Here is a 25,270-nt window from a genome sequence, read left to right on the forward strand (position 1 = left end):
GGGTCAAATCCTCACTGGGCCGCGACGGCTGGCGTGTTGTAAAGCACGATCGCAGCGGTCACCAGCAAATTGATCAGGGTCAGCGGCAGGCAGAACTTCCAGCTGAAGTCCATCACCTGGTCATAGCGTGGGCGCGGGATCGAGGCGCGCAGCAGGATGAACAGCATGATGAAGAACGCGGTCTTCAGGGCGAACCACAGGAACGGCACCTGCGGCAGCAGGCCGAACGGGCCGTGCCAGCCACCGAAGAACAGGGTCACCAGCAGCGCCGAGATGAGGATGATGCCGATGTACTCACCGACGAAGAACATGCCCCATTTCATGCCGGCGTATTCGATGTGGTAGCCGTCGGCCAGTTCCTGTTCCGCTTCCGGCTGGTCGAACGGGTGACGGTGGGTCACGGCGACGCCAGCGATGAAGAAGGTGCAGAAGCCGAAGAACTGCGGAATGATGAACCACAGGTTCTGGGCCTGGTAGTCAACGATGTCGCGCATGTTGAACGAACCCACCTGCACCACCACGCCCATCAGCGCCAGGCCCAGGAACACTTCGTACGACACGGTCTGCGCCGAGGCCCGCAGGCTGCCGAGCAGGGCGTACTTGTTGTTCGACGACCAGCCGGCGAACAGCACGGCGTAGACCGACAGGCCGGCCATGGCGAAGAAGAACAGCAGGCCAATGTTCAGGTCGGCCACGCCCCAGCCCGGGGTGATCGGGATGATCGAGAAGGCGATCAGCAGCGCACTCATGGCCACCACAGGCGCCAGGGTGAAGATCATCTTGTCGACGAAGGGCGGGTTCCAGTCTTCCTTGAAGAACATCTTCAGCATGTCGGCGGCGATCTGGAACATGCCGAACGGGCCGACGCGGTTCGGGCCGTAGCGGTCCTGCCACCAGCCCAGCAGGCGACGCTCGACGAAGCTGAGCAGCGCGCCGCAGACCACCACGGCCAGCAGCACCACGATGGCCTTGACGACCTGAATGATCACATCGATCACTTCGGGGGTGAACCAGCTCATTGTGCTGCCTCCTGCAGGCCTTCGACGGCTGCACCGAAGATGGCGGGCGGAATGCCGGCCAGGCCTTTGGGCAACGCAACCAGGCCAGCGCCCAGTTCTTCATTGATACGCAGCGGCAGGCGCAGTGACACGCCGGCCACGTTCAGGCTCAGCATCGCACCGTCGTTGACGCCCAGGCGGTCGGCTTCGGACTTGGCCAGGCCGACGTAGGCGGCCGGAATGCGCTCCTGCACCGGGGCGGCGCGGGAAGAGGACTCTTCGCTGCCGAACAGGTGGAAGAAAGGTACCGCGGTCCAGGTGCCGCGAGCCGGGTTGAACGCGCCCGGGATGGCGCTGAACCAGCTCAGGCGATCGCCTTGCGACTCGATCAGGCGCACGCCCGGGTCACCGGCACGCAGGTGGCCACCGACTTCGTCCTGGAACTTGTTCCAGGCTTGCGGCGAGTTCCAGCCCGGCGACCAGGCGAACGGCACCTGCTGGCGCGGTTCGGCCGAGCCCGAGTAGCCTTCCATGGAGAAGGCGAACGCGGTGTCCTTGTCCTGTGGGGTACGCGGCTCGTGCACGCTGATGTTGGCGCGCATGGCGGTACGGCCAGAGTAGCGCAGCGGCTCGCGGGCCAGTTTCATGCCCTTGATGCGGAATGCGGCGCTTGGCGCTGCGTTGACAATGCCGGCCAGTTGCGGGGCGGCTTCGGCGCAGGCGCTGGTGACGTGGTCCAGTTGGGTCCAGTCCACCGGCTTGTTCAGCAGGGTCGCACGCAGGGCGTGCATCCAGCGCCAGCCTTCGTGGATCTGGATGCTGCTGTCCAGGTACTGCGGGTCGAACACCTGGAAGAAGCGCTGGGCACGGCCTTCCTGGCTGACCAGGGTGCCGTCGCCTTCGGCGAACGAGGCGGCTGGCAGCACCAGGTGGGCGCGGTCGACTGTTGGGGTTTTCGAGTGGTCGGCGACGATCACCACCTTGGCCGCGGCCATGGCTGCGTCGACCTTGGCGGCCGGTACGCGGGCGTACAGGTCGTTTTCCAGCACGACGATGGCGTCGGCCTTGCCGCTGATCACGGCGTCCAGCGCCGCGTCGACGGACTCACCGCCCATCATCGCCATGCCCAGGCTGTTGGCCTCAGGCACGACCAGGCTCAGCGAACCGTTCTTCTCGCGCAGCTTGAGGGCCTTGGCGATGTTGGCGGCGGCTTCGATCAGCGCAGGATCCGCCAGCGAGGTACCGGCGACCACCAGCGGGCGGTTGGCAGCGACCAGGGCGTCGGCGATGCGCTGGGCCAGGGCCTTGGCTTCAGTGTCCAGTCCTTCGACGGCAGGGGCGCTTGGGTCGATGGCGTGGGCCACGGCGAAACCGATGCGGGCCAGGTCCGCAGGTGCGGCGTGTACACACTCTTCGGCCACGTCGTCCAGCTTGGTTTCAGCCAGCGAAGCGATGAACAGCGGGTACAGCGCGTGCTGGCCGATGTTCTTCACCGCGGCGTCCAGCCAAGGCTGCACGCGCATGGCGTCGGCCATGGCCTCGGCCTTGCCCTTGGTGGCCTGGCGCACGGCCAGGGCAACACGGGCGGCGGTCTGGGTGAGGTCTTCGCCGAGCACGAACACGGCGTCGTGGTCTTCGATGTCGCGCAGGGTCGGCACCGGCAGCGGGCTGTCGTTCAGCACGTTCAGCGCCAGGCGCACGCGGGCCAGTTCGCCAGCTTCCATACCGGAGTAGAAGTATTCGGCACCGACCAGCTCGCGCAGGCCGTAGTTGCTCTCGAGGCTGGCGCGTGGCGAGCCGATACCGACGATGGTGCGGCCGCGCAGCAGGTCGGCGGCCTTGTCCAGGGCGGCGTCGAGGGACAGCTTGGTGCCGTCGGCCAGGTGTGGCTGGCGTGGGCGGTCCTTGCGGTTGACGTAGCCGTAGCCGAAGCGGCCGCGGTCGCACAGGAAGTACTGGTTCACCGAGCCGTTGAAGCGGTTCTCGATGCGGCGCAGTTCGCCGTAGCGCTCGCCGGGGCTGATGTTGCAACCGCTGGAGCAGCCATGGCAGATGCTCGGGGCGAACTGCATGTCCCACTTGCGGTTGTAGCGCTCGGAGTGGGTCTTGTCGGTGAACACACCGGTCGGGCAGACCTCGGTGAGGTTGCCGGAGAACTCGCTTTCCAGCACGCCGTCTTCGACGCGACCGAAGTACACGTTGTCGTGGGCGCCGTATACGCCCAGGTCGGTGCCGCCGGCGTAGTCCTTGTAGTAGCGCACGCAGCGGTAGCAGGCGATGCAGCGGTTCATCTCGTGGGCGATGAACGGGCCGAGGTCCTGGTTCTGGTGGGTACGCTTGGTGAAACGGTAGCGGCGCTCGTTGTGGCCGGTCATTACCGTCATGTCTTGCAGGTGGCAGTGACCGCCTTCCTCGCACACCGGGCAGTCGTGCGGGTGGTTGGTCATCAGCCATTCGACGACGCTGGCGCGGAACGCCTTGGACTCTTCGTCTTCGATGGAGATCCAGGTGCCGTCGGAGGCAGGGGTCATGCAGGACATGACGATACGACCACGGGTGTCGTTCTCGTCGGTGTACTGCTTGACCGCACACTGCCGGCAGGCACCGACGCTACCAAGCGCCGGGTGCCAGCAGAAATAAGGGATATCGAGGCCGAGTGACAGACACGCCTGTAACAGGTTGTCCGCACCGTTGACTTCGAGCGCTTTGCCGTCTACGTGGATAGTGGCCATTGTTCAAAGTTCTTCGTTGGCCCGCGTGAGCGGGCGTGGCTAATGGAAATCTGTACGCCTGTGGCACGCCACGCTTCATGCGGGCCGGCCTGCAGGCTGGCGGGTGGCACGGACCACCCGCGTTCTATCTTTTTATGCGCCGACCACAATCGGCTTCGCCAGGTTCGGGCGCAGAGTGTCGGTAGCAGTTGCTGGCGCGACACCGGCCTCGAACTCGGACCTGAAGTATTTGATGGCACTGCCCAACGGCTCGACGGCACCTGGTGCGTGAGCACAGAAGGTACGGCCTGGGCCGAGGAAGTTGACCAGCCCCAGCAGCGTCTCGATGTCTTCGGCGCGGCCCTGGCCGTTTTCCAGTGCGCGCAGCATCTTCACACTCCACGGCAGGCCGTCACGGCAAGGGGTGCACCAGCCGCACGATTCGCGGGCGAAGAACTCTTCCATGTTGCGCAGCAAAGACACCATGTTGACGCTGTCGTCGACCGCCATGGCCAGGCCGGTACCCATACGGGTGCCGACCTTGGCGATGCCACCCGCATACATCTGCGCATCGAGGTGCTCGGGCAACAGGAAGCCGGTACCGGCGCCACCAGGCTGCCAGCACTTGAGCTTGAAGCCGTCGCGCATGCCGCCGGCGTAGTCCTCGAACAGCTCGCGGGCGGTGACGCCGAACGGCAGCTCCCACAGGCCCGGGTTCTTCACCTTGCCGGAGAAGCCCATCAGCTTGGTGCCGTGGTCTTCGCTGCCTTCGCGGGCCAGCGACTTGTACCAGTCGTTGCCGTTGGCGACGATGGCCGGCACGTTGCACAGGGTCTCGACGTTGTTCACGCAGGTCGGCTTGCCCCACACGCCGACAGCGGCCGGGAAGGGCGGCTTGGAGCGCGGGTTGGCGCGACGGCCTTCGAGCGAGTTGATCAACGCGGTTTCTTCACCGCAGATGTAACGCCCGGCACCAGTGTGCACGAACAGCTCGAAGTCGAAGCCCGAACCGAGGATGTTCTTGCCCAGCAGGCCGGCGGCCTTGGCTTCATCGATGGCGCGGTTGAGGTTCTTCGCCGCGGTGGTGTATTCGCCACGCAGGAAGATGTAGCCACGGTAGGCCTTCAGCGCGCGGGCGCTGATCAGCATGCCCTCGACCAGCAGATGGGGCTGTTGCTCCATCAGCATGCGGTCTTTCCAGGTGTTGGGCTCCATTTCGTCCGCGTTGCACAGCAGGTAGCGGATGTTCATGGATTCGTCTTTGGGCATCAGGCCCCACTTCACGCCAGTGGGGAAGCCCGCGCCGCCACGGCCCTTGAGGCCGGAGTCCTTGACGCTCTGCACGATGTCGTCGGCGGACATGTCGGCCAGCGCCTTGCGCGCGGCGGCATAGCCGTTCTTCGATTCATACTCGGTCAGCCAGACCGGCTCGCCGTCGTCACGCAGGCGCCAGGTCAGCGGGTGGGTTTCGGCCGAGCGCGCGATGCGGTTGGCCGGGCCGAAGGAAGTGATGGTCATACGTAACCCTCCAGCAGCTTGGAGACGCCGGCAGGTTGCACGTCGCCAAAGGTGTCGTCGTCGATCATCAGCGCCGGGGCCTTGTCGCAGTTGCCCAGGCAGCACACCGGCAGCAGGGTGAAACGCCCGTCCGCGGTGGTCTGGCCGAGGCCGATGCCCAGCTCGCTCTGGATCTGGCTGACCACCGACTCATGGCCGCCGATGTAGCAGACCATGCTGTCGCATACGCGGATGATGTGGCGGCCGACCGGCTGGCGGAAGATCTGGCTGTAGAAGGTGGCCACGCCCTCGACGTCGCTGGCGGGGATGCCCAGCACTTCGCCGATGGCGTAGATGGCGCCATCCGGCACCCAGCCGCGCTCTTTCTGCACGATCTTCAGGGCTTCGATGGACGCCGCGCGCGGGTCCTCGTAGTGGTGCATCTCGTGCTCGATGGCCGAGCGCTCGGTTTCGCTCAGGGCGAAACGGTCGGTTTGGATAAGCGTGCTGTTCATGCTTAGCGGTCCACGTCAGCCATAACGAAGTCGATACTGCCCAGGTACGCGATCAGGTCCGCGACCATGCTGCCTTTGATCACCGAAGGGATCTGCTGCAGGTGCGGGTAGCTCGGGGTACGGATCCGGGTGCGGTAGCTCATGGTGCCGCCATCGCTCGTCAGGTAGTAACTGTTGATGCCCTTGGTCGCCTCGATCATCTGGAACGACTCGTTGGCCGGCATGACCGGGCCCCACGAGACTTGCAGGAAGTGGGTGATCAGGGTCTCGATGTGCTGCAGGGTGCGCTCTTTCGGCGGCGGCGTGGTCAGCGGGTGATCCGCCTTGTACGGGCCTTCCGGCATGTTGCGCAGGCACTGGTCGATGATGCGGATGCTCTGGCGCATCTCCTCGACACGGACCATGCAGCGATCGTAGGCATCGCCGTTGTGGGCCAGCGGTACTTCGAATTCGAAGTTCTCGTAGCCGGAGTAGGGGCGCGCCTTGCGCAGGTCGAAGTCGCAACCGGTGGAGCGCAGGCCGGCACCGGTGGTGCCCCAGGCCAGGGCTTCCTTGGTGTTGTACGCGGCGACGCCGATGGTACGGCCCTTGAGGATGCTGTTCTGCAGGGCAGCCTTGGTGTATTCGTCGAGGCGCTTGGGCAGCCATTCGACGAAGTCCTTGACCAGCTTGTCCCAGCCGCGCGGCAGGTCGTGGGCGACGCCACCGATGCGGTACCAGGCCGGGTGCAGGCGGAAACCGGTGATCGCCTCGATCACGGTATAGGCGCGCTGGCGGTCGGTGAAGGTGAAGAACACCGGGGTCATGGCGCCGACGTCCTGGATGTAGGTACCCAGGAACAGCAGGTGGCTGGTGATGCGGAAGAATTCGGCGAGCATGATGCGGATCACGTCGACCTTCTGCGGCACCTGGATGCCGGCCAGCTTTTCCACCGCCAGTACGTACGGCAGGTTGTTCATCACCCCGCCGAGGTAGTCGATACGGTCGGTGTAGGGGATGAAGCTGTGCCACGACTGACGCTCGGCCATCTTCTCGGCGCCACGGTGGTGGTAGCCGATGTCCGGGACGCAGTCGACGATCTCTTCGCCGTCCAGCTGCAGGACGATACGGAAGGCACCGTGGGCCGAAGGGTGGTTGGGGCCGAGGTTGAGGAACATGTAGTCCTCGTTGGCGCCCGAACGCTTCATGCCCCAGGCTTCCGGGTTGAAGCGTGCCGATTCCTCTTCAAGCTGCTGCTTGGCCAGGGTCAGGCTGTAGGGGTCGAATTCGGTGGCGCGGGCGGGGTAGTCCTTGCGCAGCGGGTGGCCTTCCCAGGTCGGCGGCATCATGATGCGGCTCAGGTGCGGGTGGCCGGCGAAGTCGATGCCGAACATGTCCCAGACTTCACGCTCGTACCAGTTGGCGTTGGGCCAGATGCCGGTCACGGTGGGCAGGTTCAGGTCGCCTTCGCTCAGCGACACCTTGATCATCACGTCGCTGTTACGCTCGACCGACAGCAGGTGGTAGAACACGCTGAAGTCGGCGGCCGGCAGGCCGCGGCGCTGAGTGCGCAGGCGCTCGTCGACGCCGTGCAGGTCGTACAGCATGCTGTACGGCTTGGCGACGTTGCGCAGGAAGGTGAGGATTTCCTTGAGCTGGGCACGCTTTACCCACAGTACCGGCATGCCGGTACGGGTTTCCTGGGCGACGAAAGCGTCGGCGCCGAATCGGTTGTGCAGTTCGACGACCACATCCTGGTCGTCAGCCTTGTAAGGCGGAATATAAATAGCGTTGTCCGCTGTCATGGTCTCGGTCGCTTTGGGTCAACGTTAAGAATGAAGCCAGGCCGCCGGCTCCTGGGGGAGCGGGCGGCAGGTCGCTGGATCAGACTTCGTCGGGGCTGCGCAGGTTGGTTACCGCGATACGCTGTTCGCGACGCAGGTCTTTCTGGGCGGGCATCTCGGCACGGTAGATGCCTTGATCGCCAACCACCCAGGAAAGCGGGCGTCGCTCCTGGCCGATCGACTCCTGCAGCAGCATCAAGCCTTGCAGGAACGCCTCGGGGCGCGGTGGGCAGCCGGGCACGTACACGTCCACGGGGAGGAACTTGTCGACCCCCTGAACGACCGAGTAAATGTCGTACATGCCGCCGGAGTTGGCGCACGAGCCCATGGAGATGACCCACTTGGGTTCGAGCATCTGCTCGTACAGGCGCTGAATGATCGGCGCCATCTTCACGAAGCAGGTACCGGCGATGACCATGAAGTCGGCCTGACGCGGCGAGGCCCGGATGACTTCGGCGCCGAAGCGGGCGATGTCGTGGGGCGCCGTGAAGGCCGTGGTCATTTCCACGTAGCAGCAGGAAAGGCCGAAGTTGTACGGCCAGAGGGAGTTCTTGCGACCCCAGTTGACCGCGCCACGCAGCACATCTTCGAGTTTCCCCATGTAGATGTTCTTGTGGACCTGGTCTTCCAGCAGTTGATCGGTGACGGTTTCCCGTTCACCGACCGGATACTGCTCGTTAGGTGCGTCCGGATCGATTCTGGTGAGATTGTATTGCATGCCAAAGCCTCATTGTTTCAGCTTCGCTTGCCGCTTGCGGCGACCTTCGGGAGCCCAATCGAGCGCCCCGACGCGCCATAGGTAGACAAGACCTGCCAACAGAATTGCTATGAAAACGAGTGCTTCGACGAATCCGGTCCAGCCGCTTTCGCGGACGGACACAGACCATGCATACAGGAAGAGGGCTTCGATATCGAAGATCACGAACAGCATCGCGACCAGATAGAATTTGGCGGACAGGCGCAGGCGGGCGCTGCCGACGGGCAGCATGCCGGATTCGAAGGGTTCGTTCTTGGCGCGACCCCAGGCCTTGCTACCGAGCAGGCTGGACAGGCCGAGCATGAAGGCACACAGGCCGACGACACCCAGGAGGAAGATGGCAAAGCCCCAGTTGTGGGCGATGAGTCCTGCCGAATCGGACATGCTAGAAATCCTTATACAGAGACCCAGCTCTGCAGTCTGAAATAAGTAGAGCGGCGACGTGGTGTCGCAGACGCAGTGACCAAATGTCGCAGCTGAATCAATCGCGCTGATTTTATGGGTAAACCCAGTGCAAGTAAAATTTCCGTTGCAAATTTATTCGTAGGTTTAAGAACAAAAATCTTTCGTAACTGGCTGAAAGCCTTGAGTTTCGGGCATTGCACGTGGATTTGTTAATTATGTTTCTTACCTCGCGTAATGACTGGTTAGTTGCGTAATGATAATTAATATCATTTAACCTGAGCTGTATTGTTTTAGCTGTTCTGGGCCTTGCAAAGTTCATCAGCCGATCTGCCCACTTGCAAATGCGAAAAACTCTCGTTCTAGCAGCTTCCGGCGCAGCGCGTACCGCTCTGGATCAATGCTTTGTCGTTTGTGCTGCGGCTGACCGACGCGGCAATGAGCCACTGGCCGAGCCAGTAGGACAGGATGATCAGGTACTCGGCAGCGGCAAACGGGCTGACGAAGCGGTCGATGCCGATCAGGCTGTCGGAGAAGACGAAGGCGCAGGCACCCAGTGCGGCGACACCGCCGCAGGCCAAGGCGCGCCAGAGCATGCAGCCGATCGCCAGGGCATACAGCGCCACCGGGATCAGCAGTGGGCCCAGGCCGTGGCTGGCGAGCAGGCCGAACAGCGAGGCGCCCACCAGCAGTGCGAGGGCCAGTGACGGGTAGGCCGGGCGCTGGATCAGGCTGCAGTAACCGCGAAGGTACGCCAGGTGGGCGCAAAGGAATGCGGCCAGGCCGAACACGAACAGATCGCGGGGGATGGCCAGGAGGATGTCGCCCAGTACCGAGAAGGCCAAGCCGATCATGATCCAGCGACGGTAGGGCGTGGTGGGCATGGTCCTAAGCCAGGCGATCAGGGCCAGTACCGGAATGGGTTTGACCAGTAGGCCAAGCAGGGCATTGTCGCTCGCCAGTGCATATAGATAGCAGGTGGCGGCTGCGACGGCGATGGTGAGCAGGTGGCCAGGGCGGGGCATGGGCAGTCCTTGCTATGGGGTAGCCACAAGCTTAGACCTGATCTGCAACTTTGCTGGTGCGACGCGATTGCTGTAGGAGCGGCTTCAGCCGCGATCACCCGCGAAGCGGGTGCCAGATACCGCGTTGCCTGCATCGCGGCTAAAGCCGCCCTAAAAAAAGCGGAAAGCCCAGGAACCTTGCGGAACCTGGGCTTTCTGTTCAGTTCACCAGACTCAGTGGAACTGCTCTTCCTCGGTCGAACCGGTCAGTGCGGTTACCGACGATGCACCACCCTGGATCACGGTGGTCATGTCGTCGAAGTAGCCGGTGCCGACTTCCTGCTGGTGCGCCACGAAGGTGTAGCCTTTGCTGGCGTCGGCGAATTCCTGCTCTTGCAGCTTCACGTAGGCGGTCATGTCGTTGCGGGCGTAGTCGTGCGCCAGGTTGAACATGCCGTGCCACATGTTGTGGATGCCGGCCAGGGTAATGAACTGGTGCTTGTAGCCCATGGCCGACAGTTCGCGCTGGAACTTGGCGATGGTGGCGTCGTCCAGGTTCTTCTTCCAGTTGAAGGAAGGCGAGCAGTTGTACGACAGCAGTTGGTCCGGGTATTCCTTCTTGATCGCTTCGGCGAAGCGACGGGCTTCGTCCAGGTCCGGCTTGGCGGTTTCGCACCAGATCAGGTCGGCATACGGCGCGTACGCCAGGCCGCGGGAGATCGCCTGGTCGAGGCCGGCGCGGACTTTGTAGAAGCCTTCACGGGTGCGCTCGCCGATCACGAACGGCTGGTCGTACGGGTCGCAGTCGCTGGTCAGCAGGTCAGCGGCGTTGGCGTCGGTACGGGCCAGGATGATGGTCGGTACACCGGCAACGTCGGCGGCCAGACGGGCAGCCACCAGCTTCTGTACGGCTTCCTGGGTCGGTACCAGTACCTTGCCGCCCATGTGGCCGCATTTTTTCACCGAGGCCAGCTGGTCTTCGAAGTGCACGCCGGCGGCGCCCGCTTCAATCATGTTCTTCATCAGTTCGTAGGCGTTCAGTACGCCGCCGAAACCGGCTTCGGCGTCAGCCACGATTGGTGCGAAGTAGTCGATGTAGCCTTCGTCACCTGGGTTCTTGCCAGCTTTCCATTGGATCTGGTCGGCGCGGCGGAACGAGTTGTTGATGCGCTTGACCACGGTCGGTACCGAATCCACCGGGTACAGCGACTGGTCGGGGTACATCGACTCGGCCGAGTTGTTGTCGGCGGCAACCTGCCAGCCGGACAGGTAGATGGCCTGGATGCCGGCCTTGACCTGTTGCACTGCCTGGCCGCCGGTCAGGGCGCCCATGCAGTTGACGAAATCTTTTTCTGGGCGGAAGGACGGGTGGGCACCTTGGGTGACCAGCTTCCACAGTTTTTCCGCGCCCTGGCGAGCCAGGGTGTGCTCTGGTTGCAGCGAGCCACGCAGGCGAACGACATCGGCGGCGGTGTAGGTACGGGTCACGCCTTTCCAGCGCGGGTTTTCGGCCCAGTCTTTCTCGAGGGCTGCAATTTGCTGTTCGCGTGTCAGTGCCATGGAAATAAACCTCGTCGCATCGATCTTGAGTGTAATTGTGCTGATGCTCGGATACGCGGGTCAGAGGGCCAGGCTGCGCTGTCCGGGGGAGTGCGGCGGCGAACGGGGAAGTGCGAAGGGGAAGGGTGGGCAGGCCAGGCGAAGGTGTGCCCTGCAGGTTGGCTCGTGGATGCCTTGCTGCGGTGCGACGCGATTGCCAGAACTGCGGTGATGCGCTTCCGTCCCTCGGGACAACTTCTTCGTTGCAGTCGCAATCCCGTCGAACCGCCTTGTGGGCCGTATGGACACGAGGTGCCTCCACGGTGGGAGGAGCGCACCTCGAAGACCCTTGCCAGGGCCTCTGATTAGCGGGAGCGAGGCCATCATGCCCTTGGCGAAAAGAGCCTGTCAAACATTTTGTAGTGCTTTTTTCGGCTTACTACATCTTTGGTCTAATGCGACTTGGCGGTCAGTTTCAAGGCCCTTGGTCGAGGCCTTGAATTGCCTGGGTTCAGTCGAGAAGGTCGACTTTGACTCGCAAAGTCATGTTTTCACCGCGCTGGGTGCTGTAACTGAGGCTTGACGCACTGCGATCGGACTGACTCTGCTGGTTGAATCCGGCCAGGGTGATCCACTCGCCGAGCTTGCCGGTGACGGTCGTGTCGGTGCTCTGCACTTTCACTACATCGGCACGTTCCTGGCTCATTCGGTCGTTATTGGTGCTGATTTGCAGGCGAACGTTATCACCGCTCAGGCGTGGCGTGACGTAGAAGCCCCGGGTAACGTTGCGGTATTCGGTGTTGCTCTGGATGCGCCCGTAACCGTCGGTGGAAGTACTGGTGACGGGGATGCTCTGGCCCACCTGGATCAGTGCCGGCTGGCCGTCGCTGGCCTGTACCTGCTGCATGCCGCCTTCGCGGTTGGCGGTGCCGTAGCGGATCACGCGGGCATTGCCGCGGTTGTCCTGGAAGTTGCTGTCGTTGTTGTCGACGCTGATCAGCAGGCGTTTGGGCGCGGTGTCGAGCTGTTGCAGCAGGGCGCGCAGATCGTCAATGCGTTCCTGGCTGGCGTTGACGATCAGCTTGTCCTCGAAGGTGCTGACGCTGCCGTCCTTGCCCAGGAAGGACTGGGCGGCGGGCAGCAGTTCGGCGCTGCTGCGGTGTTGCAAGGGAATGACCTCGGTGGCGGCCTGGGCCGTAAGGCTGGCGGCCAGCAGCAGCGAGGCGAGGAGGGGGCGTAGCGGCATGTCCATGATCTCCGCGGGTGGAATGGACATGATGGCAAATTTGTCGGCATCTTGCTGGTTGTGGATCACAGCGGCATGCACAGGTCGGCTTTGCAGTGGTTGCAGTCAGGCAAATTCCGTAACATCCCGATCCTCGATTTCAAGCTCATTCCCTCGGCATTACGCTGCGTGGGAGCGGGCTTGCCCCGCGATTGCGTCCGGCCAGGCAATGATGAGTCGCCTGCAAGGCCTTGTCGCGGGGCAAGCCCGCTCCCACGCAGCGTAATGCCGGGGTTGTTTACAGGATCTCCATGAAACCCGCACGCCTACGCGCCGACCTGCTCGCCGGCCTCACCACTTCGTTCGCCCTGGTACCGGAGTGCATCGCTTTCGCCCTGGTGGCCCACCTCAACCCGCTGATGGGCCTGTACGGCGCCTTCATCATCTGCACCCTGACCGCGCTGTTCGGCGGCCGCCCGGGGATGATCTCCGGCGCCGCCGGTTCGATGGCGGTGGTCATCGTCGCCCTGGTGGTGCAGCACGGCGTCCAGTACCTGCTGGCCACGGTGCTGCTGGGCGGGCTGGTGATGATCCTGTTCGGCGCCCTGCGCCTGGGCAAGCTGGTGCGCCTGGTGCCGTACCCGGTGATGCTCGGCTTCGTCAACGGCCTGGCTATCGTCATCGCCCTGGCCCAGCTGGAGCACTTCAAGGAAGGCGAGCACTGGCTCAGCGGCGCGCCGCTGTACCTGATGATCGGCCTGGTGGCGTTGACCATGCTGGTGGTCTACGTGCTTCCCAGACTGACCCGCGCCGTGCCGCCAGCGCTGGTGGCGATCCTCGGCGTCGGCCTGCTGGTCTATCTGCTTGGCCTTCCAACCCGCACCCTCGGCGATATGGCGCACATCGCCGGCGGCCTGCCGAGACTGGCGCTGCCGGACATCCCCTGGAACCTTGAGACCTTGAAGATCATCGCGCCCTACGCGGTGCTGATGGCCATGGTCGGCCTGCTGGAAACCCTGCTGACCCTCAACCTCACCGACGAGGTCACCGAGAGTCGCGGTTACCCGGACCGCGAGTGCGTGGCCTTGGGCGCGGCCAACATGGTCTCGGGCCTGTGCGGCGGCATGGGCGGCTGCGCGATGATCGGCCAGACCGTGATCAACCTCAGCTCCAATGGCCGTGGCCGACTGTCGGGCGTGGTGGCGGGGGTGATGATCCTGCTGTTCGTGCTGTTCCTGTCGCCGTTGATCGAGCGTATTCCGCTGGCGGCGCTGGTCGGGGTGATGTTCGTGGTGGCCCAGCAGACCTTCGCCTGGGCATCGCTGCGGGTGCTGCACAAGGTGCCGGTGAGCGATGTGCTGGCGATCATCGCCGTGACCGTGGTCACGGTGTTCACCGACCTGGCCACGGCGGTGCTGTTCGGTATCGTCATCGCGGCCATCAATTTTGCCTGGCAGCACGCGCGCGAGCTGTATGCCGACAGTCATGAGGACGCCGAGGGGAGCAAGCATTACCAGGTGCACGGCACGTTGTTCTTCGCCTCGACCACGCCGTTCCTCAACCAGTTCGACCCGGCCAACGACCCGGCCAAGGTGACGCTGGATTGCCAGCACCTGAGCTTTGTCGATTATTCGGCGATCGCGGCGCTCAAGACCCTGCGCGAGCGCTATGCCAAGGCGGGCAAGCAGTTGCGGGTGGTGCATCTTTCCGAGCGCTGCAAGAAGCTGTTGAAGCGGGCAGGGGAGCAGCATTGAAGGCAATGGTTGCCTGCACCGGCCCTATCGCCGGCAAGCCGGCTCCCACAGGATTGTCACTGCACTCAAGAACTGTGCAGTACCTGTGGGAGCCGGCTTGCCGGCGATAGGGCCGTTATAGGAGAAAGGCTTACTCCCCGCGGTTTTTCTTGACGATGGTGTCGGCAATACTCGCCGGCGCCTCGGCGTAGCGGGTGAACTCCATCGAGAAACTCGCCCGGCCCTGGGTCATCGAGCGCATCGAGGTGGCGTAGCCGAACATCTCGCCCAAAGGCACCTCGGCACGGATCACTTTGCCGGCCGGGGTTTCGTCGCCATCCTGGATCATGCCCCGGCGCCGGCTCAGGTCGCCGAGGATATCGCCCTGGTACTCCTCGGGCGTCACCACCTCGACCTTCATCACCGGCTCCAGCAGCACCGCGCCGCCTTTCTGCGACAGCTGCTTGGTGGCCATGGAGGCGGCAATCTTGTAGGCCATCTCGTTGGAATCGACGTCGTGGTACGAGCCGTCGAACACCGCCGCCTTGAGGTTGATCAGCGGGTAGCCGGCGAGCACGCCGTTCTTCATCTGCTCCTCGATGCCTTTCTGGATCGCCGGGATGTATTCGCGCGGGACCACGCCGCCGACAATCTCGTTGACGAACTCCAGCCCTTCCTTGCCTTCGTCGCCGGGGGCGAAGCGGATCCAGCAATGGCCATACTGGCCGCGTCCGCCTGATTGGCGCACGAAACGCCCTTCGATTTCGCAGGTGTTGCGGATCTTCTCGCGGTAGGCCACCTGCGGCTTGCCGATATTGGCTTCGACGTTGAACTCGCGGCGCATGCGGTCGACGATGATGTCCAGATGCAACTCGCCCATGCCGGAAATGATGGTCTGGCCGGTTTCCTCGTCGGTCTTGACCCGGAACGACGGGTCCTCCTGGGCCAGCTTGCCCAGGGCGATGCCCATTTTCTCCTGGTCGCCCTTGGTCTTCGGCTCCACCGCCACCGAGATCACCGGGTCGGGGAAATCCATGCGCTCGAGGATGATCGGCTTGTCCATGTCGCACAGGGTGTCGCCTGTGGTCACGTCCTTCATGCCGATCAGTGCGGCGATATCGCCGGCGCACACGTCCTTGATCTCGGCGCGCTGGTTGGCGTGCATCTGCACCATGCGGCCGATGCGCTCCTTCTTGCCCTTGACCGAGTTGAGCACCGCATTGCCCGAGCTGAGCACGCCGGAATACACCCGGGCGAAGGTCAGGGTGCCGACGAACGGGTCGGTGGCGATCTTGAAGGCCAGGGCCGAGAACGGCTCCTTGTCGTCGGCGTGGCGTTCCAGGTGCTTGTCTTCATCGTCCGGGTCAGTGCCCTTGATCGCCGGGATTTCGGACGGGGCGGGCAGGTAGTCGATCACCGCGTCGAGCATCAGCGGCACGCCCTTGTTCTTGAATGACGAGCCGAGGATGGTCGGGACGATTTCGTTGGCGATGGTGCGTTGGCGCAGGGCGGCCTTGATTTCCTCGGTGGTGAATTCCTCACCTTCAAGGTACTTCAGGGTCAGTGCTTCGCTGGCATCCGCCGCCGCTTCCAGCATATGGGCACGCCACTCGTCGGCCAGGGCCTTCAGTTCAGCGGGGATCGCTTCCTCGCGGTAGCTGGTGCCCTGGTCGGCATCGTTCCAGTAGATGGCTTTCATCTTCACCAGGTCGATCTGGCCGATGAAGTTCTCCTCGCTGCCGATGGCCAGCTGGATCGGCACCGGGTGGTGGCCCAGGCGCTGGTCGATCTGTTTCACCACACGCAGGAAGTCCGCGCCCTGGCGGTCCATCTTGTTGATGTAGGCCAGGCGCGGCACATGGTACTTGTTGGCCTGGCGCCACACGGTCTCGGACTGCGGCTCGACCCCATCGGCGCCGCTGAACACCACCACCGCGCCATCGAGCACGCGCAGCGAGCGCTCCACCTCGATGGTGAAGTCGACGTGGCCTGGGGTGTCGATGATATTGAAGCGGTACTTGTGCTTGAACTGCTTGGTCGAGCCCTGCCAGAAGGCCGTGGTGGCCGCCGAGGTGATGGTGATGCCACGCTCCTGCTCCTGAGCCATCCAGTCCATGGTCGCGGCGCCGTCGTGCACCTCGCCCATCTTGTGGTTGACCCCGGTGTAGAACAGGATCCGTTCGGTGGTGGTGGTCTTGCCGGCATCCACGTGAGCGACAATGCCGATATTGCGGTACAGCTCGATGGGAGTCGTGCGGGCCATGGCGGGTCACCTGCGGGTGAGGATTCTCCCAAGGTAGCAGAGCGGGAGAATCCTGCCGGGGCGACCGTCAGTCGGCGAGCACCTGCAGCTGCCATTGGCCCTCGGCTTCACGCGCCAGGCCGCTGGCCGGCAACAGGGCCAGCAGGCGTTCGTGCAGGGCTGCGTCGGTGAAGGCCTTGAGGGTGGTCATGTCGAGCGCGCCGACGGTGATCAGTTCGGCCTTGGTGTAGGACAGCCACGCCTTTTTCAGCACCATCAACACGTCGCTGCCGGCGGTGCTGGCGAAGCGTCGGTGCAAGGTGCGGCCTTCCAGTTCGAAGCTGTGGCGGTGGCTATAGGTGCTCTCGTCACCATTGCCCTCGACGCAGCGGTGGCAGCGGCAGGGGCCGTCGCCGAAAGCGTTGCGCAGGTAGGCATTGAAGTCCACGACGGGCTTGAGGGTCAGGCGTTTGTCGACCTCGAACAGGTCGGCGATCAGGGGAAGTTCTGCGCTCACTCGGTATCCTCGCGTGGTGTGGCGTGCATCGGCGGGCACCCTAACAGATCGGGGCGGGGGAGGCCATGCCGTACCATCCATGAGGCCGCTAGAGACAACAACCACCGTCTGCCGTACCCTAGCGCCAATTTTCGCACCCTACCCCGAGGTAACCCCGCTTGAGCAGCAAGTACCCCTACATCGCCACCGTGACCGTCAGCGCCGAAGACCGTGGGGGCGACACCGAGGCTTCGGAAAACAGCAACATGCGCGTGGGCCTCGAGGCGGTAACCGAAGTGCTGAAGAAGGTGCATTTTGTCGGTACGCTCGCGGCACCGGAAAAAGGCGCCACGCACATCTGCGTCACGCTGGAGAATGGCCTTACTTACTACGGCCTGATCGTCAACGGTCATGCCGAACTCGAAGGCGGCTGGATCGCCTTCGAATGCGACATGCCCACCCCCGAAGAGCTGGGCCTGTAAGCCTTACCCCAGTTCAGCCAGGCACTGCTCGAGGATATCCAGCCCTTCCTCGAGCACCTCGGCCTCGATGGTCAGCGGCGCCAACAGGCGGATGATATGCCGCGCCTTGCCACTGGGCATCAGCAGCAACCCCTTGGCACGCGCCGCCTCCAGCACCTTGGCCAGTTGCGCCGGTGCCGGGCTGCCATCGCCGTTGACGAACTCCAGCCCGCGCATGGCGCCGACGCCGGTCAGGCGGCCGAGCGAACTGGACAATCCTGCGGCTTTCCAGCGTGCATGGCGTGCGACGATGGCCTGTTCCTGGCGTTCGCCCCAGGTGGCGAGGTTGGCGTCGGTCATCTGCGCAAGGCTCGCCAAGGCCGCCGCACAGGCGATCGGATTGCCCGAGTAGGTGCCGCCCAGGCCGCCCTTGGGCAGCGAGTCCACGATCTCCCGGCGGCCGACCACCGCGCCCAGGGGCATGCCACCGGCGATGCTCTTGGCCAGCAGCAGCAGGTCCGGCTCGATACCCAGTCGGGGGAAGGCGAAACGTTGCCCGGTGCGGCCGAAACCGGACTGGATCTCGTCGACGATGATCAGTATCCCGTGGCTGTCGCAGAAGCGGCGCAAGGCCTGGGCAAAGCTCGGATCGAGGGCGAGGAAACCACCTTCACCCTGCACCGGCTCGAAGATGAACGCCGCCACGTCCTCCACCGCCAACTCCACGCTGAACAGGCGTTCCATGGCCTTGAGCGCCTGTTCGCAGCTCACTCCGGTGTCCGGGCTGGGGTAGGGCAGGTGATAGACCGGGCCTGGCAGTTCCCCCACGCGTTGCTTGTACGGGGCTACCTTGCCATTGAGGTTGAGGGTGGCCAGGGTGCGGCCATGGAAGCCGCCGTCGAAGGCGACGACAGCGCGCTTGCCGGTGGCGCCGCGGGCGACCTTCAACGCGTTTTCCGCCGCTTCCGCGCCGCTGTTGGTGAGCATGCCGGCCAACGGGTAGCTGACCGGGACGAATTCACGCAGGCGCTCCATCAGCTCCAGGTAGGGGCCGTGGGGCGCGGCGTTGAAGGCGTAGTGGGTCAGGCGCGTGGCCTGCTGCTGGATCGCTTCGACTACCGCGGGATTGCAGTGGCCCAGGTTGAGCACGCCGATGCCGCCGACGAAGTCGATGTAGCGCTTGCCGGTGATATCCCAGACTTCGGCATTGCGACCATGGGAAAGCGTGATCGGGTGAACGATGGCAATGGACTGGCTGATGCTTGGCTGATTCATGTGCGCGGCGCCTGTGATTCGATGGCGTGAATATCGAAGTGTGCCGGGGGTATCCGCAAACGATTTATTGGATTGCTGTCATTCCTTTGAGTCATGAAATTATGCGGGGCCTGCCTACGCCGCCCGCTTGCTGGAATCGCGCCAAGATAAAAGGCGGCTGTGCCTTAAGGGGCAGCCGCCTTTTGCTGTTTCGCCTCGAGCCTTCGACCGTTGGGGTCAGTGGCGACGCTTGTGCTTGCGGTTGCTGTCGCCCATGTGGTTGCCGATGGCGCCACCGGCCGCGCCGCCCAGACCTGCGCCAATGGTCGATCCGTTGGAGCCGCCGAGCTTGCCGCCAATCAGCGAACCGCCCGCCGAGCCCAGGCCGCCACCGATGGCCGCTTCGGTACGGTTGCCCTTGCGCGCGCCGACCGCGCTGCCGGCCGCGCCACCGAGACCGGCGCCGATGGCCGCACCGGTGCTGCCGCCGATCTGTTTGCCCACGACGTTGCCCAGGGCGCCACCCAGGCCGCCGCCGATGGCCGCGGTGCCGTCACCGGCGAAAGCGCCCTGGCAGAGCAGCAGGCCGAGGGCGAGGGAAGGCAGAGTCAGACGCATGTTATGAACCTCAGGGGAGTCATCAGGGGGGGATTGCCGCACGGTCGCGGCAAGTCAGGGTTGCAAGGACGCTTCAGCGGTAGTAGCGGTCACGGTACTGGCGATCGTCATCGTCACGGTCATGACGATGGTGGTGACGGTGGCCGCGGTCACGATCGCGCCAGCCATCGTCATCATCGTGGTAATGGTTGCTGTAGCAGCCGCCGAGCAGCAGCAAGGTGGCGACCATGGAAAGGCTTGCAAGGCGTGTCATCACGATATAGGTCCTTGATCCGCAACGGTTTACGCGGTACCTCCTGAGACCGAAGGCGATCGATTTGGTTCTTGGGCGCGCAAGATTTTATCGCGGCGGCGATGAACGGCAGCGGCGATTCACCTAGTGTGGTGTTTTGCAAATACGACCAATAACTCGCGAGGGATTTTTGCGCTCAGGCAAGGCGTCGCGACGAGTCGTAGCCCAGCTACGGCGAGGAGCGACAACGCCGCATGAGCGCAAAAAGCGCCGCGAGTTATGGTCGTTATTTGTGAAACACCACACTTGTGCCCCGGCAGTGCTAGAGTCACCTTCTTTTTTGTCCCGAGGATGGAACATGCGAGCAATTCTGCCGATCACCGTGGCGCTGCTGCTGGCGGGCTGTGCATCGTCGACCATGGAAGCGGCGCGCGGCGGCGCACCCACCGCGCAGCTGGATTCGCACAAGACGCCGGATCTGGTGGCACAGTGCATCCAGTTCAGCTGGCAGGAAGAGAACACCTTCGGGGTCGACGCCAGCGGCTACCTGGAGGCTCGCAAGCAAGGTGGATTCACGGTTTACACCCGCGAAGCCGAGTCGTTCGTCGACGTTTACGCCCAGGCCGGCGGGACGCGGGTGGACTACTACGCGCAGAAGAACGACGGCATGGCCCTGCGCCGGCGGGCGGCAGCCGCGACCTGCCTGTAGGCCGCGCCCGGTCAGTGGCCCGATATCACATCGGCAGCAGCCGGTCCTGAATCACCTCCTTCATCACTAGCGTCGAACTCAGGCGCTTCACATTGGGAATGCTGGTCAGCTGTTCGTCATACAGCTTCTGGAAGGCCGGCAGGTCCCTGGCCACCACGTGCAGCAGGTAGTCGGGGTCGCCGAACAGGCGCTGGGCCTCGACGATCTGCGGGATCTCCCCCAGCGCCGCCTCGAAGTCCGCCACCGGCTGGCGGGTCACCTCGCGCAGGGTCACGAACACCAGCGCGGCGAAGTTCAAACCCAAGGCCGCCGGGGCCAGGCGGGCGTGATAACCGAGGATGGCGCCTGAGTCCTCCAGCGCCTTGAGGCGCCGGTGGCAGGGCGACAGGCTCAAGCCGACGCGGTCGGCCAGTTCGGTCACGGACAGGCGCCCGTCTTTTTGTAGCTCGGCAAGGATCTTTCGATCTGTTCGATCCATGGGGAAGATTATTCCATTACTTGGCTTGGTACGGGGAATATACGAAAGAAAATCCCTGGGCGATATCCGTAGTCTTTCTTTCACCGAAACCTGTGTAAGGAAGGCTCGAAATGGCCATGAATGTACTGACGGCGTTCTGGGCCGTTTCCCTGCTGTTCGTGATCACCCCCGGCGCCGACTGGGCCTACGCCATCTCGGCCGGCATGCGCGGGCGCTGGGTAGTGCCGGCGGTGGCGGGCATGCTGTCCGGCCATCTACTCGTCACCCTGGTGGTGGCCGCCGGCGTCGGCAGCCTGATTGCCGGGCACCCGCTGGCGCTGAGCTTGCTGACCCTTGCAGGTTGCATGTACCTGTTGTGGCTGGGCGGCAACCTGCTGCTGAGCCCGGCCGTGCCCGAGGCCGGCGCCGGAGGTGGGCAGGACTCGGGGTCGCGCTGGGCATTCAAGGGCCTGTGCGTCAGCGGCCTCAACCCCAAGGTGTTCCTGCTGTTCCTGGCGTTGCTGCCGCAGTTCACCGACCCGCAGTCGAGCTGGCCGCTGCCCTTGCAGATCCTGCTGCTGGGGTTGGTGCACCTGAGCAGTTCGCTGGTGATCTACCTGATGGTCGGTTATGGTGCCAAGGCCGTGTTGCGCACCCGGCCTGCCGCGGCGCAGGCCGTGGGACGGTTGTCCGGCGGGGTGATGATCCTGATTGCCGTGGGGCTGATAGCCGGGCAGTTGCGTTGAGCCTGTCAAGGACGGCGGGTTGGGCTATGCTGACGGCCCTCACGATTCGGACCTGACCCTCATGAAATACGCCGCCGTACTTCTGCTCAGCCTGCTGGCGCTCGTGGCCCACGCCGCGCAACCCGGCGACACCCTCGCGCCCTGGACATTGCTCGATCAGTACGACCAGCCCTACAGCCTGGGGGCCGATACCCGGGTCCTGCTGGTCGCCCGCGACATGGACGGTGCCAAGCTGGTCAACGCGGCCCTGGCCGAACAGCCCAAAGGCTACCTGGAGGCGCGGCATGCGGTGTTCGTCGCGGATATCCAGCGCATGCCGGCGCTGATCAGCAAGCTGTTCGCCATCCCGGCCATGCGTGACTACAGCTACCGCGTGCTGCTCGACCGCGAAGGCCGGGTCGCCAGCCGCTATGCCGGGGACGAAGGCAAGGTGCTGTGGCTGGCGCTGGATAACGGCGTGGTGGCAGCGCGCAACAGCTACGCCGATGCCGATGCCTTGAAGGCTGCGTTGGACCAGGCTGGCCGCTGAACCGGCCTGCCCGGTAGCTCAGACGAAGGCCTGGCGCAGCAGTTGCGGCAGCACCTCACCCGCCTTGCCGGGCAACATGAACGCCCGCGGGTGCTCGCAGGGCACGGGCTGCGGATTGACATGCACCACCGTTGCCCCCGCCGCCAGTGCCATGCGAGGTATCGAGGCCGCCGGCTGTACCAGGCCTGAGGTGCCTACCGACAGCAGTACATCGCACTGCTGCGCGGCGGCGAATGCCTGCTCCAGTACAGCCTCGGGCAACATCTCGCCAAACCACACCACACCGGGGCGCAGAGGCCCGGCGCAGCAAGCGCAGCGCGGTGGTTCCATACGGCAGCCGTGAGCGGCCTCCTCGGGCAGTGCCACGGGCTCATCCGCCGGGCGCGCGCAGTCCAGGCAGCGAAAGGCATCCAGCCGCCCATGCAGGTGCAGCACGGCGCGGCTGCCGGCGCGTTCGTGCAGGTCGTCGACGTTCTGCGTTACCAGGGTCAGCTTCGACACCTGCGCGGCCAGCGCGGCGATGGCCAGGTGACCCGCGTTGGGCGCGGCCTTGGCGATCCCGGCGCGGCGCATCTGGTACCAGCCCCAGACCAGCGCCGGGTCGGCGCGAAAGCCCTCGGCGCTGGCCAGCTGCGCCGGATCGAAGCGCGCCCACAGGCCGGTCAGCTTGTCGCGAAACGTGGCTATGCCACTTTCCGCGGACACCCCGGCACCGGTGAACACAACCACGTGGCGGGCCTGGGCAAGCAGCGTCGGATCGAATGGCATGAGGGCTCCCATGGTGCGGTGCAGGGCGGTCGGTCACTGTGCCAGTGGGTCGCGGGCCGGACAAGATCCGAGTGAACCCTCGGCGCGCGTGGCAACCCAAGCCAGTACAGCCAATAGGAGAAGACTCATGGAAATCGGAACAATCTGGTTCGTTGTCGCGCTCGTCGTCATCCTCCTGGAAATCTGGGCCATCTGGCACATCATCGGCAGTGATCGGCGCGCCGAGCGCAAGATGCTGTGGGTGGTGTTCGTCGTTTATGCACCGTTTCCGGGCTTGTTGTTCTGGGCCTGGCGTGGGCCGCGCGCGGTGAAGGGCAGGGCGGTGTTGCAGGAAAAATAGGCGCCGATCAAGGTGTGGCAGGCGGGGCTTGACCTCGACTTAACCTGAGGTTTGATACTCGGCCGCTCTTTCCATCGATGGAGCGCTAACATGACCCAGCCAGCCGCCTTTGCCCTGAGCAACCCCGAAGGCCTCTACGACCCCAGCGGCAATGCCTATTCCCACGTCGCCGAGGTACGCGCCGGCAGCCGCCTGCTGTATATCGCCGGCCAGGGCGGCGAGGACCTGCAGGGCAAGTTGTCGGCACGTTTCGACGAGCAGGCGCGCCAGGCCCTGGTGAACCTGAAGATCGCCCTGGCTTCCCGTGGGGCAACGCTTGAGCACGTGTGCAAGCTCACCCTGCTGGTGGTCGACCATTCCGAGGCGCGGCTGCGCCAGTGGGTGGCTGAGGCCGAGCGTGCCTGGGGCGGCAGGATGACCCCGACCTGCACCTTGATCCCGGTCCCGCGCCTGGCGCTGGACGGCATGCTGGTGGAAGTGGACGCGGTGGCGGCCTTGCCGCAGGGGTGACAGAACCCGTATCCATCGTCGTGGCGACGCGCCGCGAGGATGGATGCGACGCCGCCCCGCTGCAAACACCTGAGCGCCCAGGTAGACTCGCGCTCCCGCATTCATCGAGCCTGTACCATGACCCTCCCCGTCGACCTGCTCCAGACCGGCCCCGAGCATGCCGACCTGGTGCGCAACCTCTACCAGTTCTACGCCTACGAGTCTTCTGGCTGGGAGCAGGAAGATGTCGAGGCGGATGGGCGCTTCTACCTCCATGAGCCACACTTCACCCGCTACTGGCAAACCCCGGGCTGGAGCGCCAGCCTGATACTGGTGGACGGTTTCATCGCCGGCTTCCTGCTCATCGAGCGCAGTGAACTGCCCGGCATCGACGCCTGGGAGCTGGCCGACCTGTTCGTGCTCAAGAAATATCGCCGCCAGGGCGTGGGCCTGGCGGTAGCGCGGCGCACGCTGTGCGAGGGTCAAGGCGACTGGTTGGTGCGGTGCTACGGCGAGGATGCCCCGGCCCTGGCGTTCTGTCAGGCGGTACTGGCCGACCTGCCACGGCCAGTGCAGGAGATTGCCCTGGATGACGAGCCGTCGCTGCGCAATTTCCTGGTGACCCCGCGATTGCACTGAAGGACTGCGGGTCGAGCGCCAGCATGCTTTGTGCTCTCGCTGCCAGCGAAGATCGCTGGCGTTGACGGACATGTGCGAAAGTGGCCGATCAGCGAACGGAATGTACTGATTGGACCACAATGCTTTGTCCACCCTGTGGCTTCTCTTCTAGAATCCGCCCATGCCTGGGCGTCATGCCGGGGCAATCGCCCGAGAGCCCCATGAGTTCCAGTACACCGTTGTCCGGAGTCAACCAGCCACTGCGCGGTATCGCCCTGGTGGTCGTGGCCACCTTCCTGTTCGCCAGCCACGACGCTTTGTCGAAATTCCTCGGCGGGATCTATCCGATCATCATGGTGGTGTGGGTCCGTTACCTGGTGCACACCTTGCTGATGGCCGGGATCTTCCTGCCCAAGGCCGGCCTGGCGGTACTGCGCACCCGCCGACCGTTGTTGCAGACCTTGCGTGCGCTGAGCCTGCTCAGCACCAGCCTGCTGTTTACCGCCGGGCTGCAATACCTGCCGCTGGCGGAGGCGACCTCGGTCAACTTCCTCGCTCCGGTGCTGGTCACCGCATTGTCGGTGCCGCTGCTCGGGGAGCGGGTGAGCGCGGGGCAGTGGCTGGCGGTGGTCATGGGCTTCGTCGGCGTGCTGGTGGTGGTGCACCCGGGCGGGGCGATGTTCACCCCGGCAATCCTGTTCCCCTTCGGTTCGGCCCTGGGCTTTTGCTTCTACCAGTTGCTGACGCGCAAGCTGGCGGCCCATGACAGCCCGACCACCAGCAACTTCTACGCGGGCTTATGTAACACCCTGATCATGACAGCGCTGGTGCCGTTCTTCTGGCAGACGCCGCAGTGGCCGCATATACCGCTGATGCTGGCGCTGGGCGGTTGCGGGATGACCGCCCACCTGCTGCTGACCCAGGCGTTCCGCCACGCTGCGCCGGCGTTGCTGGCGCCGTTCAGCTATTGCCAGATCGTGTTCGCCGGGTTGCTGGGCCTGGTGGTGTTCGGGCAGGTGCCGGACGGTACGAGCCTGGTGGGCATCGCGGTGATCTGCCTCAGCGGGCTGGGGGCAGCCTGGATGCAGCGGCGGCGTTGAACGGCCC

The 25,270-nt window shown here is 64.2% G+C and carries 26 protein-coding genes; 9 read left to right on the plus strand and 17 right to left on the minus strand.

Annotated elements, in window-relative coordinates; translation table 11 throughout:
- Window positions 1-11: 11 nt before the first annotated feature.
- From nuoH to ACVWY1_RS03750, 10 genes are all read right to left on the minus strand, one after another.
- Window positions 12-1,019, minus strand: coding sequence for an NADH-quinone oxidoreductase subunit NuoH (nuoH, locus tag ACVWY1_RS03705; RefSeq protein ID WP_046855038.1), 1,008 nt, complete (start codon window positions 1,017-1,019; stop codon window positions 12-14).
- Window positions 1,016-3,730 carry an NADH-quinone oxidoreductase subunit NuoG gene (gene nuoG, locus ACVWY1_RS03710; RefSeq protein ID WP_111533048.1) on the minus strand — a complete coding sequence of 905 codons (2,715 nt, stop codon included), beginning with the start codon at window positions 3,728-3,730 and terminating at the stop codon, window positions 1,016-1,018. The genes nuoH and nuoG overlap by 4 nt, the downstream gene beginning before the upstream one ends.
- A gap of 132 nt (window positions 3,731-3,862) precedes the next feature.
- Window positions 3,863-5,227 carry an NADH-quinone oxidoreductase subunit NuoF gene (nuoF, locus tag ACVWY1_RS03715; RefSeq protein ID WP_110700800.1) on the minus strand — a complete coding sequence of 455 codons (1,365 nt, stop codon included), beginning with the start codon at window positions 5,225-5,227 and terminating at the stop codon, window positions 3,863-3,865.
- Window positions 5,224-5,721, minus strand: coding sequence for an NADH-quinone oxidoreductase subunit NuoE (nuoE, locus tag ACVWY1_RS03720; RefSeq protein WP_012313767.1), 498 nt, complete (start codon window positions 5,719-5,721; stop codon window positions 5,224-5,226). Before nuoE ends, nuoF begins: the two co-directional genes overlap by 4 nt.
- A 2-nt stretch (window positions 5,722-5,723) precedes the next feature.
- Window positions 5,724-7,505, minus strand: coding sequence for an NADH-quinone oxidoreductase subunit C/D (nuoC, locus tag ACVWY1_RS03725; protein ID WP_023630474.1), 1,782 nt, complete (start codon window positions 7,503-7,505; stop codon window positions 5,724-5,726).
- 79 nt (window positions 7,506-7,584) lie between these two features.
- Complete coding sequence (locus tag ACVWY1_RS03730; protein ID WP_008096180.1) at window positions 7,585-8,262, minus strand: NuoB/complex I 20 kDa subunit family protein; 678 nt, start codon at window positions 8,260-8,262, stop codon at window positions 7,585-7,587.
- Between the two features lie 9 nt (window positions 8,263-8,271).
- Window positions 8,272-8,685: an NADH-quinone oxidoreductase subunit A gene (locus ACVWY1_RS03735; protein WP_011534614.1), complete on the minus strand. Its 414-nt coding sequence runs from the start codon at window positions 8,683-8,685 to the stop codon at window positions 8,272-8,274.
- Between the two features lie 380 nt (window positions 8,686-9,065).
- Window positions 9,066-9,728 carry a lysoplasmalogenase gene (locus ACVWY1_RS03740; protein ID WP_139670026.1) on the minus strand — a complete coding sequence of 221 codons (663 nt, stop codon included), beginning with the start codon at window positions 9,726-9,728 and terminating at the stop codon, window positions 9,066-9,068.
- A 213-nt stretch (window positions 9,729-9,941) separates the two neighbouring features.
- Window positions 9,942-11,267: an isocitrate lyase gene (gene aceA / locus ACVWY1_RS03745; RefSeq protein WP_110700796.1), complete on the minus strand. Its 1,326-nt coding sequence runs from the start codon at window positions 11,265-11,267 to the stop codon at window positions 9,942-9,944.
- Window positions 11,268-11,757: 490 nt separating this feature from the next.
- Entirely contained in the window at window positions 11,758-12,522 is a 765-nt protein-coding gene (locus ACVWY1_RS03750; RefSeq protein ID WP_277504897.1) for a secretin N-terminal domain-containing protein, read from the minus strand.
- Between the two features lie 260 nt (window positions 12,523-12,782).
- On the opposite strand from ACVWY1_RS03750, the gene ACVWY1_RS03755 reads away from it, so the two are divergent.
- Window positions 12,783-14,225: a SulP family inorganic anion transporter gene (locus tag ACVWY1_RS03755; protein ID WP_277504896.1), complete on the plus strand. Its 1,443-nt coding sequence runs from the start codon at window positions 12,783-12,785 to the stop codon at window positions 14,223-14,225.
- A gap of 130 nt (window positions 14,226-14,355) precedes the next feature.
- Here the strand turns inward: ACVWY1_RS03755 and fusA are convergent, their stop codons facing one another.
- Both fusA and ACVWY1_RS03765 read right to left on the minus strand, forming a co-directional pair.
- Window positions 14,356-16,467: an elongation factor G gene (fusA, locus tag ACVWY1_RS03760; RefSeq protein ID WP_277504895.1), complete on the minus strand. Its 2,112-nt coding sequence runs from the start codon at window positions 16,465-16,467 to the stop codon at window positions 14,356-14,358.
- Window positions 16,468-16,534: 67 nt separating this feature from the next.
- Entirely contained in the window at window positions 16,535-16,963 is a 429-nt protein-coding gene (locus ACVWY1_RS03765; RefSeq protein ID WP_277504894.1) for a hypothetical protein, read from the minus strand.
- Between the two features lie 158 nt (window positions 16,964-17,121).
- On the opposite strand from ACVWY1_RS03765, the gene ACVWY1_RS03770 reads away from it, so the two are divergent.
- Window positions 17,122-17,424, plus strand: a complete 303-nt coding sequence (locus ACVWY1_RS03770) for a hypothetical protein (protein WP_046855047.1) — start codon at window positions 17,122-17,124, stop codon at window positions 17,422-17,424.
- Window positions 17,425-17,427: 3 nt separating this feature from the next.
- Here ACVWY1_RS03770 and ACVWY1_RS03775 read toward each other — a convergent pair whose 3' ends face one another.
- From ACVWY1_RS03775 to ACVWY1_RS03785, 3 genes are all read right to left on the minus strand, one after another.
- A complete protein-coding gene (locus tag ACVWY1_RS03775; protein ID WP_277504891.1) occupies window positions 17,428-18,678 on the minus strand; it encodes a 2-aminoadipate transaminase in 1,251 nt (416 codons plus the stop codon).
- A 216-nt stretch (window positions 18,679-18,894) separates the two neighbouring features.
- The gene (locus ACVWY1_RS03780; protein WP_110700784.1) at window positions 18,895-19,275 is read right to left on the minus strand and encodes a glycine zipper domain-containing protein; all 381 of its coding nucleotides are present in this window, start codon (window positions 19,273-19,275) and stop codon (window positions 18,895-18,897) included.
- A gap of 73 nt (window positions 19,276-19,348) precedes the next feature.
- Window positions 19,349-19,528, minus strand: coding sequence for a hypothetical protein (locus ACVWY1_RS03785; RefSeq protein ID WP_110700782.1), 180 nt, complete (start codon window positions 19,526-19,528; stop codon window positions 19,349-19,351).
- Window positions 19,529-19,865: 337 nt separating this feature from the next.
- Here ACVWY1_RS03785 and ACVWY1_RS03790 point away from each other — a divergent pair, with 337 nt between their 5' ends.
- Window positions 19,866-20,216, plus strand: coding sequence for a hypothetical protein (locus ACVWY1_RS03790; RefSeq protein WP_046855051.1), 351 nt, complete (start codon window positions 19,866-19,868; stop codon window positions 20,214-20,216).
- A 25-nt stretch (window positions 20,217-20,241) separates the two neighbouring features.
- On the opposite strand, the gene ACVWY1_RS03795 is transcribed toward ACVWY1_RS03790, so the two are convergent.
- Window positions 20,242-20,694, minus strand: a complete 453-nt coding sequence (locus ACVWY1_RS03795; RefSeq protein WP_110700780.1) for an Lrp/AsnC family transcriptional regulator — start codon at window positions 20,692-20,694, stop codon at window positions 20,242-20,244.
- A 110-nt stretch (window positions 20,695-20,804) separates the two neighbouring features.
- Here ACVWY1_RS03795 and ACVWY1_RS03800 point away from each other — a divergent pair, with 110 nt between their 5' ends.
- Together ACVWY1_RS03800 and ACVWY1_RS03805 are read left to right on the plus strand one after the other, a co-directional pair.
- Entirely contained in the window at window positions 20,805-21,419 is a 615-nt protein-coding gene (locus ACVWY1_RS03800) for a LysE family translocator (RefSeq protein WP_457377794.1), read from the plus strand.
- A 61-nt stretch (window positions 21,420-21,480) separates the two neighbouring features.
- Complete coding sequence (locus ACVWY1_RS03805; protein WP_457377795.1) at window positions 21,481-21,948, plus strand: FAD/FMN-containing dehydrogenase; 468 nt, start codon at window positions 21,481-21,483, stop codon at window positions 21,946-21,948.
- Window positions 21,949-21,966: 18 nt separating this feature from the next.
- Here the strand turns inward: ACVWY1_RS03805 and ACVWY1_RS03810 are convergent, their stop codons facing one another.
- Window positions 21,967-22,716, minus strand: coding sequence for an SIR2 family NAD-dependent protein deacylase (locus tag ACVWY1_RS03810; protein ID WP_457377796.1), 750 nt, complete (start codon window positions 22,714-22,716; stop codon window positions 21,967-21,969).
- A 127-nt stretch (window positions 22,717-22,843) separates the two neighbouring features.
- Here ACVWY1_RS03810 and ACVWY1_RS03815 point away from each other — a divergent pair, with 127 nt between their 5' ends.
- The 4 genes from ACVWY1_RS03815 (at window position 22,844) to ACVWY1_RS03830 (ending at window position 25,263) form a co-directional block, all read left to right on the plus strand.
- Window positions 22,844-23,056 carry a PLDc N-terminal domain-containing protein gene (locus ACVWY1_RS03815; protein WP_031315336.1) on the plus strand — a complete coding sequence of 71 codons (213 nt, stop codon included), beginning with the start codon at window positions 22,844-22,846 and terminating at the stop codon, window positions 23,054-23,056.
- Window positions 23,057-23,146: 90 nt separating this feature from the next.
- Window positions 23,147-23,566, plus strand: coding sequence for a RidA family protein (locus ACVWY1_RS03820; protein ID WP_102684083.1), 420 nt, complete (start codon window positions 23,147-23,149; stop codon window positions 23,564-23,566).
- A 117-nt stretch (window positions 23,567-23,683) separates the two neighbouring features.
- Window positions 23,684-24,184 carry a GNAT family N-acetyltransferase gene (locus tag ACVWY1_RS03825; protein ID WP_457377797.1) on the plus strand — a complete coding sequence of 167 codons (501 nt, stop codon included), beginning with the start codon at window positions 23,684-23,686 and terminating at the stop codon, window positions 24,182-24,184.
- Between the two features lie 200 nt (window positions 24,185-24,384).
- Window positions 24,385-25,263, plus strand: a complete 879-nt coding sequence (locus ACVWY1_RS03830) for a DMT family transporter (protein WP_139670043.1) — start codon at window positions 24,385-24,387, stop codon at window positions 25,261-25,263.
- Window positions 25,264-25,270: the final 7 nt, after the last annotated feature.

Source organism: Pseudomonas sp. TE6288 (assembly GCF_054062095.1).